A 12,667-nucleotide genomic window follows, 5' to 3' on the forward strand; every position below is an offset into this window, starting at 1 on the left:
CACCCTAAACCTGTAAGATACTTGTGTTAACCTAAATTGAGGTTTGATTATGGCAATTCGTCAGATTTATGGGACAATTGGTCATGGTAGTGAAATAATATCGGGGGAGGGTTTCAGTTGCGAAAAGCTTCAGAGTGGTGTCTATATGGTACGATTTGAAAAACCTTTCTCCAAACTACCATCAGCAGTTTGCACAGTGTTTCAACCTCCTTGGAACAATAATGGTATTTCAATAAAAATCTTTGATATCACCCTTGATAGTTTCACTTGTATCACCTCTAAAGTCGATCATCCAGTTGATTCTGGTTTCACCTTTATTGTTACTGGTGAAGAATAAGTTACATTAAAAACCTGTTCTTTTTTTGACAGTAATTATTAACTTTGGGTAGATACCTGAGTTCGGTGTTAGGAGTTAGGAGTTAGGAGTTAGGAGTTGGAATGTTTTCTATAAGATAATTAGTGTTTAAGACTCTTGATTTTGACCGGTTGTCTATAAATTTCCTTATATCGAACTCAGGTTAAATAGATAATTAGTAAAGTAATTGAAACTAAAAAAATGCTAATTGATTTCTTTTCTACCCAGAAATGTTATAGATGTGACATCATACTTTGAGAGAAAAACGGTAAATTATAAAAAGGTGTAATTCTTTATATTTAGGAAGATTTACAACAACTTAGATGAGCTTTTCTGAGCTTCCCAAAATAAGCAAATATTGTAGGGTGGGCAATACCTATAATGATAGCTAAAAAAATATGATGATCTTCTTAATTGCCCAGATTATTTGAGTTTAAAAACAGTAAGCAAAGGTAGCAACAATTATGATTATTGATGATCAACATTATGACGTAATTATTGTGGGAACAGGTGCAGGAGGTGGCACTTTAGCTAATAGAATAGCCCCCACAGGTAAAAAAATTCTTATCCTCGAAAGAGGTGACTTTATGCCCTTAGAAGAACAAAATAGGGCCAATGTTGATGTCTTTAAAAAAGAACGTTATCGTGCTTCTGAACGCTGGTATGATCAGGATGGAGAAAACTTTTCTCCTCAGACTAATTATGCAGTAGGTGGTAACACAAAAATCTACGGCGCAGCATTAGTAAGAATGCGAGAAAAAGACTTTGAAACAGTAGAACATCAAGAAGGTATTTCCCCTGAATGGGGTCTCAAATATCAAGACTTTGAACCCTATTATACCGAAGCAGAAAAATTATACATGGTTCATGGGAACACTGAGAATGATCCGAGTGAACCCGATCATAGCGAAGATTATCCCTTACCTCCAGTTGAACACGAACCCCAGATCCAAACTATAGTAGATGCGATCGCTAAACAAGGGTTACACCCCACCCCGTTACCCCTCAGTTTAACCCGTCAAGAAGATGACCCCACGGGAGACTCAGAAGTATTCGGTATTGTCCCTGCTTTAAAACACCATAATGTAACCCTGAAAACCTCGGCAAAAGTGGTCTGTTTAATTACTAATTCGTCAGGAGAAGCAGTAAGAGCAGTAGAAGCAGAAATAAATGGTCAATCTTATCTATTTTTCGCCGATATTATCGTTTTAGCCTGTGGTGCAATCAACTCAGCGGCCTTATTATTAAAATCAGCTAATCATAAACATCCCAACGGGTTGGCCAATAGTTCTGATCTCGTCGGCCGGAACTTCATGAAACTCCACCAAACCGCTATGGTGGAACTCAGTGTTAACTCCAACTCTGGTCAGTTTCTGAGAACTGTCAGCGTTAATGACTTTTATTGGGGTGACGAGAACTTTCCCTATCCTATGGGTCATATTGAAAATACAGGAGGACTCTTGCAAGACATTGTTTTTGCCGAGTCTCCTCCCATTTTATCGGTATTGGCCAAAGGACTGCCGGGTTTTGGTCTCGAACAGTTGGCCAAAAGGTCTATTGGTTGGTGGATGTACACCGAAACTTTACCCAAACTTGATAACCGTGTTAGAGTCAAAGAAGATAAGATTTATGTTGACTTTACAGCCAATAATATCGAAGCACACGATCGCCTCATTTATCGCTGGATCGATGTCCTCAAAGCAGGGGAAAACAAGTTAGGTAGTTCGGTGTTTGAAAAGTTAGCCGTTTATCCCCGTGGAGAAGTTCCCATACAAACCGTTGCGAACCAATGCGGAACCTGTTGTTTTGGAGAAGACCCCAAAACCTCTGTTTTAGACCTTAACTGTCGCACCCATGATCTGGAAAATCTTTATGTGGTGGATAGTAGCTTTTTCCCCTCTAGTTCTAGTGTTCCCCCTGCATTAACTATTATTGCTAATGCGTTGCGAGTGGGGGATCACCTCAAAGAAAAATTAGAGATGTAGATAAGCTGCTTCTGCTTCTAGTTGACGAACTAAATAATGATTATTCGAGGATCTCGCTACTTCTAGACGATGTTGTAGACTTTTGCGTAGACTGTCCCGATGGGTTTTGATCGCTTGTGTTATGGTTTGCTGACTATTTTTGCTCATGGTAAACATACTTTTATGAAATTTCATGGTATAGGTTACTTCTAACATAGCATTTGCTTTATGCTGTCTACAGCTTGTTAAGAAATATTCACAACATTGATCCCCATCACGAAATCGTCAAAAACACAAGCGATCGCCGTTTTAAGCTATAAAATAAAAATAGTCCCCTGGCAACCACCAAGGGGACAAAAAATGTTCATTAATTAATTTGAGAGTAACACAATGTCAGAAGATAGATTAGCTAGAATTGAAAAGATTGTTGAATCTAATGCTAAATCGATTCAAGCTTTAAGTGATGCTGTAGCCCAAGATAGAAAAGAACGGGCGCAGGAACGAAAAGAATGGGCGCAAGATCGTCGCCGTGTTTTTGAATGGATGGCTAGATTAGCTGCTGCACAAGCGGACTTTTATGAAGTTCAAGCAGACTATGTGCGTCATATCGAAACAATAGAAGATCGTCTCACAGAAATTCGCGATCGATTAGATCCTTAAATGTACGGTGGGCATAGGTTAATCAACAAGAATTATGATATTTAACCTATAATTATTGCCCACCATTTTTACCCATGTCAATACATATTAATGTATAGAATCAAGTGCAGTGCTTAAAGAGGTATTTTCTAACACTTCTGGAGGTAATAATAACTGTTCTAAATTATTAACCATTTCAAAACTAATATTTTCCACAGCATCTCCTATGCGTTCCCATTTACCATAACTTCTTGCCAAAAAATCTACCACACTATCAGATAAACTTTCCGACTCTTCAAAAGCAAATAATCTAGCATCTTGATTGAGAATATATTCTGCTAATAATCTAATTTCTTTTACCGTTCCTGAAAGTTCTTCATCAATGCTTACAACTTGCTCAATTAAACCTTGAAAGGTTTCCAAAAAGTTGCTCATAATGTTCTCAAAATTAATAGCAACATCAGCTAAATTATTAATATCTTTTTCTATTTTATTAATTTCTTGCTGTAAAGCATAAGCTTTTTGATACTTGCTCAATTTTCCTACCATGTTCTCTAATAGAGATTTTTGTTGTACTTGATCCTCTGCTAATTTTTGGATACTCTTGTTAATTAGCTCAACTTTTTTCAACATTAATTGAGCAGCACGGTGTAAAATAAAAGCATTCCTAAAAATCTGTTGTTGTTGACTTTGATATAATTCAACTAAAACAGGATCATTGTCTGCTTCTTGCAGTCCCATTAGTCGTTTTTCTTCTACTTGTGCTAATTCTAAGCATCTTTTATTAACAATCCCTTTTAATTCATCGGTTAACTGTACAAAAAATATTTGATAAGCTTGTTTATGTTTAGTTAAAAAGCTAATAATATTGTTGTAGTCATTAATCAATATTTCTAGCTCTTGAAACCGTTCTGAAAAAGTAATTGTTTGAGAACGAGTAACAATCTCTTCTTTATTAAATAACCCGAAAAATCTCTTTTGAGTTTGAGTTTTTCTAATTTGGCGTTTTTCCGCCTTAATTAGTTGTTGACGCTTTTTTATTTTTTGTTGTAGTTGACTAAAACCTGCACTATTAAGAACGGGTAATTGATAGGTTTTTTCATAAATTTTAATAGATTCTGTAGATAAACCTAAAGCTGACTGTTGATTATTGTTCATAACACCACTAAATTTTTAAAGTTTACTGATTATTCTGTTACTTGGAAAGTTAATTAGATTCCTCGTTCCTCGGAATGACAATTAAAAATATTATAGCAATTAGCAATGATATGTGAGAAGGTGCAATATATCAAGACATAATAGTATTATGTCCCTACAAATGCGTTCTCGTAGGGGTTTAACATTGTTAAACCCAGAACAATATTAAACCCCAGAAAGGTGATTTTCTCACAATTGAAATCTGACTGCTATATATCTTATTGTTATACTAAACTAGAATGGTCTAAGGTAGGTAAACATCCATGAAAGAAGCAAAAATTTACAACATACAAGGGTTTTGGGATACTGAAGCAGAGGTTTGGGTTGCCACTAGCGAAGAGGTTCCAGGGTTAGCAACAGAAGCAGACACATTAGAGAATCTTAATGATAAGTTACGAGAAATGATTCCAGAATTGTTAGTATTAAATGGAATACTAGAAGAAGATTATTAGGCTTTTATCTGGTGATCAAAGACCTGTTTTAAACAAAAAAATGCCACCGATAATAGTGGCAAAATCAACTAAATAATGACTAAAATTTTAGACATCATAATACAACGCAAACTCATAAGGATGAGGACGTAAACGTAAAGGATTAACTTCATTATCCAATTTATACTCAATCCAATTTTCAATGAAGTCTGATGTAAATACACCACCATCAGTTAAGAAAGCATTATCTTTTTCTAAACATTCTAATGCTTGTTCCAGAGAACCAGGAGTAGAAGGAATTTTGCTCAATTCTTCAGGAGAAAGATCATAAATATCTACGTCTAAAGACTCTCCAGGGTCAATTTCATTCTTGATACCATCAATCCCTGCACAAAGCATAGCAGCAAACGCTAAATAGGGGTTAGAAGTAGCATCAGGACAACGGAACTCTAAACGTTTCGCTTTGGGGTTAGGACCAGATAAAGGAATACGCACAGATGCAGAACGGTTACCTTGAGAATAAGCTAAGTTAACCGGCGCTTCAAACCCAGGAACCAAACGCTTATAAGAGTTGGTAGTAGGATTAGTAAAGGCCAATAAAGCTGGAGCGTGCTTTAAAATACCGCCGATATAGTTTAAGGCAATTTTACTCAAGTTAGCGTAACCATCACCCCAGAATAAAGGTTCATTGTTTTTCCAAATAGATTGGTGAACGTGCATTCCTGACCCATTATCGTTAAATAAGGGTTTGGGCATAAATGTTACGGTTTTACCATATTTTTTAGCCACGTTTTTGATCACATATTTATAAGTCATCAAATAATCAGCAGCTTCAATTAAGGTAGCAAAACGGAACCCTAATTCATTTTGTCCCCCAGTTGCCACTTCGTGGTGATGTTTCTCGATGGGAACCCCACATTCAGCCATAGTTAGCAACATTTCTGTCCGCATATCCTGGAGGGTATCCGTAGGAGAAACGGGGAAATAACCTTGTTTATAACCAGGTTTATAGGCTAAGTTACCGCCTTCTTCTTCTCTACCAGTATTCCAACGACCTTCTACACTATCAACAGAATAGTAAGCTTTGTTCTCGGTTTGGTCGAAGCGAACGTCATCAAAGACAAAGAACTCTGCTTCTGGTCCAAAAAAGGCAGTATCACCGATACCGGTGGTTTGGAGATAGTCTACTGCTTTTTTGGCAATGGTGCGAGGGTCACGACTGTACCATTCCCCCGTACGAGGCTCTTTAATGCTACAAACAATACTAAGGGTAGGTTCCTCATAGAAAGGGTCTATCCAAGCTGTCTTGGGGTCAGGAACCATACACATATCGGATTCGTTGATGGCCTTCCATCCCCGAATACTGGAACCATCGAAGGGAACCCCAGCGTCAAAGGAATCCTCATCAATTTGATCGTGATAAAAAGAGCAATGCTGCCAAATCCCTGGTAAATCAATGAATTTGAGGTCAATAATTTTAATGTTTTGGTCTTGAATCATTTTCAAGACTTCTTGGGGTGTTTGGGCCATGAAAGACTCCTTGGGATTTCAATATATACATCTCTTCAAGTCATTGATAGTAAAGACTCACTTTGCTAGATTTTGTATAATTGGATACTGTTTTGCCTTTTGAAACCTGTAAATAAGACTAAGTTTTCTCAGCAAAAAGCTAAACCTGGAAAACATAACTGTTAGGTGTAAAGAATTGTATCAATTATCTTGAAAAAAAGTAGTTAAATTCCCCTAGATTAGCGATATAGTAAACATGAGCAGACGTTATATTTTAGGCAGCCTCGGTAATGCAAGTTTCATTGCGATCGCAACCCCTGTTTGAGCAATTATCTAATTTTTCCTGGAGTCAATTCAGGTATGGTATCAAGTATGTTTTAAAGCACAAACAACGACGGAAACTGCTACTGTGTTTGTCGGGGTCAATGGGAACTACCCTGATGTTAGATTGGGACCCGAAACTGGTAGGTGCAACCTTGACTGGTATGGGGTTGATGGGTGTAATTTATTGGGTCCAGACCGGTAAATGGCAAAGTCGCTGGATCTGTTTTTATGAATTTTCCCAAACTTTGCACGGTAAATTAGCGATCGCTGTTATAGGTGGCGGTTTTGGTGCAATTAGTAGTTATATTGCTCTCGATATTTGGTCTAATGCTCAAAATCGTTGGTTAGCTACGGGATTAATTCTACAAGGATTCGGCACTTTTGTAACACTGGGTTTACTAAGTTGGCAATTATTGAGTACACCTAGAAAAAAACAGGAAAATAAGTATCAGGAATGGGTCTCTCAATTAACAGATGTTAATGTTTTAAAGCGATTAATTGCTGTAGAAAATCTTTCTAATCTTATAGAAAATAAACAGTTAACGCCAATTCAAGTAAAACAGATTCGAGGATATTTCCGCCTTATGTTAAATCAAGAAACAGAAATTATGGTTAGTCAGGCTGTGTTACAATGTTGCCAAATGCTGGATAATACCCGGCATTTTTAATAAATTCTAGTAATTAATTTCCTATCCTAACTCAGTCAAATTAAGAAGCAATATGATTCAGCTTTTAATTAAATTAAGAAAACTTATCTTTTTAATCCTTTTAAGCGTAATTCTTTTGGCTGTTGGAATCCAGCCATCCATGTCCCATAGACCCCACGATGTGGTAGACAGAATAGAATTATCACCAACTTACGAGGAGGATCAAACCGTCTGGATTATTGTTAGAAGTAATCTTTTTAAGTCAGTTGACGGAGGAGAAAATTGGCAAAGAATTACTAACGGAATAGATAATCAAACTCCAAATAATCTCTCAGACCTAGATATGTTTGCTCAAAGTAAAGATATCCTATTTCTATCTACCAATGGTGATGGAATATATAAGTCTCAAGATGGAGGAATTTCTTGGCAAAAAGTCAATCAAGGGTTAGAAACACTCAAAATTGATTCAGTAGTTATCTCACCCAATGATTCTAACTTAGTTTTAGCAAAGGGGACTGAAGGAGGATTATTTAAAACAAATAACGGGGGTACAAATTGGACTTCTGTAATCGATGAAAATACAAAACTTACTGCTGTAGCTTTTTTACCCAACAACGATAGTCAAATTATTTTAGGTGACAATAAAGGCAATTTATATCTGTCTGAGGATAAGGGTGAAAATTGGCAGATTATGGGCAACTCCCCGGATAATAATCTCATAAATGCTCTGGCCATTTCACCTAATTTTGCCAATGACAAAATGATTCTCATTGGAACCGATAAAGGTATTTTTAAAAGTGTTGACCTTGGTAAGTCTTTTGTTAGTATAAGTGAAGAAAATTTAGATAATAATATTAGGGACATTGTGATAAAAGATGTAGAAAATAATAGCTTGAAAATTTTTGTTTCTACCGCAGATATGGGAGTATTTCAATCTGAGGATGAAGGAGAAAATTGGAAAAAAATAAATCAGGGTTTAACCAAAGATGGGCAAGCTGATGAATTCAAAGTTCCCCATTTTTATGAGCTAGGTATTCCTCCTACCTTCAGCCAAGATGGAGTGATATTTGTCGGTGGTTTCAATGGATTGTTCAAATCTCAAAATAGTGGTGAAACTTGGCAAGAACTAGAAACCTTGTCAGGAGGAATAGTTGCCAACTTAGGGATATCTCCTAACTACAAAAACGACTCTACTCTAGGGGTTGTTACTTATGTTGGTAATGCTTATCTTAGTTCAGATGGTGGCAATACTTGGAAAACCATTAATAAGGGATTAGAACCCCCTCGCTTTACTAGACAATTCAACTTTACTGGACAAGATCCTCGCCGCTTTTTTGATGTCGCTTTTTCTCCTAACTATGAATCTGATGGCAATATTTTTGCCTCTGTTCTTTGGGAAAACTTTTTAAGGTCTACTAATAGAGGCCAGAATTGGCAAATTGTGGGCCTTCCCGGTGCAAAAGGCCAATCACTTCGAGGATTTAGCATTGTTCCTTCCCCTGGTTTTGCGCAAGATAACACTGTCTATGTTGCTACCATGTATGGTTTAATTATGCGCTCAACAGATGGGGGTCAAAACTTTTCTGTCATGTCAGCCATTGACAGTTATAAGATTAACGAACCCCTAGCTATAGTAATATCCCCTAATTTTCCTACTGACAAAACCCTGTATGCTTCAGGGGTGAAAGGAATTTATAAAACCACAGATGAGGGTAAGACATGGCAAGCTACAACGGAAAAAACCCCTTTAGAAAATCTCTTTTATTTTCAGTTGGCCATATCACCAAATTATGAAAGCGATCGCACGGTAATAGCTGGGACGGAACAAGGGGTTTATATAAGCAAAGATGCAGGAGAAACCTGGGTTAAGTTGACAAATACAAGCTATGGAGATAATGAACATGTTCAAGCTTTAGCCATTTCCCCAAACTATGAAAATGACCAAACTTTTGTAGTCAGTATCAGAGCAAAAGGACTGTTTAAAACCGTTGATGGAGGCGAAACCTTTGAGAAAATTGGGGATAATGCCCTTACTTTTTCAAGAATGAATAATATTCCTTATCGGGGTCAAGCAATACAGTTTTCCCCTTCTTATGCTGAGGATAATACTCTTTATGGTTTTGGGGGAACCAATACAGAAATTTATAGATCCACCGATGCTGGCAATACTTGGGAGACCATTACTATTCCCGTAAATACTAATGATAATTATGATTTAATAACTTGGGGAAGTCTGTTCTTTCTAGTTTATCGAGGTCCCATAGCGAGAGTCGTTGCTGCAGCAGTGGTTGCTATATTTAGCTATTTTATTTTAGGATATTTAGGATTAGAGAAAAAACTGCCTTTGAGTAAGCTACAAATTAAATTAATAGGAACATTTGTAACCTTTATTGTGGCATTCCTGATCTTGTTTAAATTATGATCTGCTAGTGTCCGATTACTAGCTAATTTTTGGGGAGTATCCCATTTTTGTAATAACTTATTTTCTTGACGGAAAATTGTAGATTGTATATTGCAGATTGAGTAAATAGCTTTATCTTTTAATCTGATTTAGACATATAGCAGTTCTGCACGGTAAGGTTATTCAATGATTAGTTTTTCTGTTAGTAATTCCCGCAGTTTAGACAAGGGATCTGAGAGATTAAATACTCTTAACTCTCCCATTGCGATTAAAGAGGCTATTTCTTGACGCACTTCTTGTTCTGGGTGGGAGAGGGAAGTAGCGATTTCATCAGCTAAACGACCACTTTCAGCAATTACAATCAAAGGACGATGGAATTTGACGTTTTCCGTGGCATCTACTAAAGCAATGGCTCCACCGTTAATTAAAACGGTAACGGAAGGATGTTCTCCTGCCAAAACGCTGGCTATCTGGGCCAACCAAGGGGACTCGTCTCCCCACTTAGAACCTGGAACTAATAAAAAATGGGTATGATGGGGTTCGAGTGTAGCAGCCTCAGAAGAAGAGTTAGAATGATGAGGGAACTTTACTAAGCCGATGGGAGAAACTCCAATAAGAGGGAATGTCCCTTTAACTTGGTTTCTAGCTTTACCCATTAAACCCATAACTCCACTGTCAGTTCCTCCATCAACGACGCATAAACCTAATTCTTTTGCTAGAGGGGCTAAGACTTCTACAAATAAACGCTCCAGACGCACCAAATCTGGCTGACTAATTTGACTGGCACCACCAATAACCACCAAAACGGGAGAGCGTTTCTTCAGGTTGATTGTTGATAAGGCAGTGCTTATCTCTTGTCCAGCTTGAATTTTAAGGACTTCTGCTGTGGATTGATTGTCGAAGGTTAGAGTAAAACTTGTTTCCATCTGAGGAAATTGAGAGACTAACTCGTTTGATTGTAGAACACCAAGTAGCTATGTTTTGACATACTCCCTAGGAATGAGATCCGCAGGATTTTACCATAAAACATGATGAACTATTTAGGAGGCTGCCATCAACCCCAAACACAGGGACGCATCGTAGATACTTTTTGTTCTGCTTTCATCAAATTAATCCAAAACAGGCTCATTGGCAATATTTTCTAAGCCCGCATTAGTTAATAAGTTAACCCACTGTTCCCGTTGGGAGACAGTATTAGACAAAAGATCATACCAACGATTCTCAATAGGAAAAGCATTCTCATCAACTCGCCGAACAGTTCCCTCAACCGAAATTTGCACATCATCAGCACAGAGTATACGTAAATACCAACGATAATCTGTGTTGGACATTAACTCTTTGGTTGCCTGGATAGAGATAATTCCGGCTTGACTAGGTAAAGAAACCTGAAATTTCTCAACTTGTTCATCTTCTTCTACCTTATTTAAAACAAATGTTGCGTTTTGATTGGTTGCTATAGGGGATATATAGAACCAAAATGTTGGTTTTGATTGAGCCGTAAACCCTCGACTGTCTGAGGGAGCAACAGCTTGAATATTTAAGAACTGATCAGGACAACTCTTACGTACAGGTATGGGTGTGGTTTGCCCTTGGGGTAATTCTGAGATATTAGGAGGTGCTTCATAGACTCTTCCTGCTCCTTGTTGTCCAGGCCCACGGGGACCACCTGGTTGATTGGGGTTTTGAAATTGAGCTAGGAGTAGATTAGAAGACTCATTGTTTGGCAAAGATTGAGCTTGTACATTGCCAATTGGTAAAAAAAGACTGGTGAAACTTAAAGCGAGCGCAATTTTGTTTTTCATGATCTTTTGTTAAGACAATCACATTAATCTTAACTTACATGAATATTTATTGCTTTTATCTAATAGCTGAACTCTGATTACTGAGGGCTGAATGCTTACTAGAAAATTGGTGATAAATTAGAGAGTTAATGCTCATGACCATTAAGGATAGAAGAACAGGGATTAAGGGAATCCATCCCCCATAGATAAAGAGAAAGAAATTAACTGCTGTCAATAAACAAGCACTACCAAAGATGCTAAAAAGTTGCCATTTTTTGCCTGTAAAAAAACTAGGAATAGCAGACCAAAACCAGATCCAGATAAACTCTAGCAATCCCGACCAAAACCAAAGTAAAGGGCGATTATCTAGGACTGCACTAAGCATTTGACTAATCATTTGAGCTTGAACAAAAACCCCATAGGTCATTAATTGCGACCTATCATTATAAGGAGTCTTTAATTCATCTTGATCAGGAACAGTTGTCCCGATTAAAACTAAACGATTTTTGAAAATTTCCCCTTTAATTTCGCCTTTTAATAATGACCGAAGCGGTATTTTAAAAGCAATTTCTTCTGGAGATTTTAAGGCACGATAATTAAGTAAAATTTGACGGCCTCCAGCGTCAACTCCTTGATAACCACTACTATGGGATGAAATATACTTGAAAACTACTGTTTTGGGTAAACTATTGGCTGGTGCATTAGTTTTATATTCAGTAATGTTAACGCCAATTGTATCAAAACTAATATTGTATAAACTTCCTTGATTTAGAGAACTAATATAATGAGCAAACACTAAGAAATTAAATGAATATTTAGCTTGACACAAAGAAGGAAGGGGAGGAGTCATATTAATTAATTGACGACGAATAATATCAGATTCATCAGCAACTAAATCACTAAATCCTATCTGTTCCGATTTTAAACTCTCTGGGGGTCTAATTCCAAGAAAGTTAGCATTAGGAAAACCAACTCTACACACCATGTAGAGGTTTTGTTGTTCTTGAAAAAGGTTTAGTAATTGTTTGTTTTCTATTTTAATATCTCGATAAATATCAATACCAATGGTTTGTACTTCATATTGATTAAGTTTTTGTAGGACCTGAAGTAAAGCTTGATCTGATAATGAACCATTCAGTTTCCAACCCAGAGATTGTTGATAGTTAATATCTTCTTGATCGATAGTAATAATTAGCAAACGGGGATCGGGTTTTTCGGGTAAAATAAATGCTCGGAAACGAAAAAATTGATCTAATGCCCATAATTCACTAGACTGTAATAAACTTCCGTAGCGAATACCAAAAATTAATCCTGTGACAATGATACTGGAAAGAAACAAGGGAATCGAAATCTTATCTGATAGCCATTGTGGAAATTTTATTTTCAAGGTATTAAACTTAAATAGTTGATGATGGTAAA

Annotated in this window: 12 protein-coding genes; 6 read left to right on the plus strand and 6 right to left on the minus strand. The window is 37.0% G+C overall.

The window, feature by feature from the left end:
- The first annotated feature begins 49 nt into the window (after positions 1-49).
- The gene (locus QNJ66_RS08305) at positions 50-337 is read left to right on the plus strand and encodes a hypothetical protein (protein ID WP_300505110.1); all 288 of its coding nucleotides are present in this window, start codon (positions 50-52) and stop codon (positions 335-337) included.
- A gap of 482 nt (positions 338-819) precedes the next feature.
- A complete protein-coding gene (locus QNJ66_RS08310) occupies positions 820-2,340 on the plus strand; it encodes a GMC family oxidoreductase (RefSeq protein WP_300505112.1) in 1,521 nt (506 codons plus the stop codon).
- On the opposite strand, the gene QNJ66_RS08315 is transcribed toward QNJ66_RS08310, so the two are convergent.
- Positions 2,329-2,535, minus strand: a complete 207-nt coding sequence (locus tag QNJ66_RS08315; protein ID WP_300505159.1) for a hypothetical protein — start codon at positions 2,533-2,535, stop codon at positions 2,329-2,331. The genes QNJ66_RS08310 and QNJ66_RS08315 overlap by 12 nt on opposite strands.
- Positions 2,536-2,709: 174 nt before the next feature.
- On the opposite strand from QNJ66_RS08315, the gene QNJ66_RS08320 reads away from it, so the two are divergent.
- On the plus strand, positions 2,710-2,979 hold the full coding sequence (locus QNJ66_RS08320) for a hypothetical protein (protein ID WP_300505115.1): 270 nt from the start codon (positions 2,710-2,712) through the stop codon (positions 2,977-2,979).
- A gap of 87 nt (positions 2,980-3,066) precedes the next feature.
- On the opposite strand, the gene QNJ66_RS08325 is transcribed toward QNJ66_RS08320, so the two are convergent.
- Positions 3,067-4,116, minus strand: a complete 1,050-nt coding sequence (locus tag QNJ66_RS08325) for a hypothetical protein (protein WP_300505117.1) — start codon at positions 4,114-4,116, stop codon at positions 3,067-3,069.
- 302 nt (positions 4,117-4,418) lie between these two features.
- On the opposite strand from QNJ66_RS08325, the gene QNJ66_RS08330 reads away from it, so the two are divergent.
- Positions 4,419-4,607 (plus strand): DUF1902 domain-containing protein, encoded by a 189-nt coding sequence (locus tag QNJ66_RS08330; protein WP_300505119.1) that lies wholly within the window; start codon positions 4,419-4,421, stop codon positions 4,605-4,607.
- 87 nt (positions 4,608-4,694) lie between these two features.
- Here QNJ66_RS08330 and glnA read toward each other — a convergent pair whose 3' ends face one another.
- A complete protein-coding gene (gene glnA / locus QNJ66_RS08335; RefSeq protein ID WP_300505121.1) occupies positions 4,695-6,116 on the minus strand; it encodes a type I glutamate--ammonia ligase in 1,422 nt (473 codons plus the stop codon).
- Between the two features lie 269 nt (positions 6,117-6,385).
- Between glnA and QNJ66_RS08340 the strand changes: the two genes are divergently transcribed.
- Complete coding sequence (locus QNJ66_RS08340; RefSeq protein WP_300505124.1) at positions 6,386-7,087, plus strand: hypothetical protein; 702 nt, start codon at positions 6,386-6,388, stop codon at positions 7,085-7,087.
- Positions 7,088-7,202: 115 nt separating this feature from the next.
- Entirely contained in the window at positions 7,203-9,488 is a 2,286-nt protein-coding gene (locus tag QNJ66_RS08345) for a YCF48-related protein (RefSeq protein WP_300505126.1), read from the plus strand.
- A gap of 158 nt (positions 9,489-9,646) precedes the next feature.
- On the opposite strand, the gene QNJ66_RS08350 is transcribed toward QNJ66_RS08345, so the two are convergent.
- The 3 genes from QNJ66_RS08350 to QNJ66_RS08360 all read right to left on the minus strand — a co-directional run bounded on the left by QNJ66_RS08350 (position 9,647) and on the right by QNJ66_RS08360 (position 12,635).
- On the minus strand, positions 9,647-10,393 hold the full coding sequence (locus QNJ66_RS08350) for a hypothetical protein (protein WP_300505128.1): 747 nt from the start codon (positions 10,391-10,393) through the stop codon (positions 9,647-9,649).
- Between the two features lie 183 nt (positions 10,394-10,576).
- Positions 10,577-11,269 (minus strand): DUF928 domain-containing protein, encoded by a 693-nt coding sequence (locus tag QNJ66_RS08355; RefSeq protein ID WP_300505130.1) that lies wholly within the window; start codon positions 11,267-11,269, stop codon positions 10,577-10,579.
- Between the two features lie 55 nt (positions 11,270-11,324).
- The gene (locus tag QNJ66_RS08360) at positions 11,325-12,635 is read right to left on the minus strand and encodes a CHASE2 domain-containing protein (RefSeq protein ID WP_300505132.1); all 1,311 of its coding nucleotides are present in this window, start codon (positions 12,633-12,635) and stop codon (positions 11,325-11,327) included.
- Between the last annotated feature and the right edge of the window lie 32 nt (positions 12,636-12,667).

The organism is Crocosphaera sp. (genome assembly GCF_030064895.1).
Taxonomy (GTDB): domain Bacteria; phylum Cyanobacteriota; class Cyanobacteriia; order Cyanobacteriales; family Microcystaceae; genus Crocosphaera.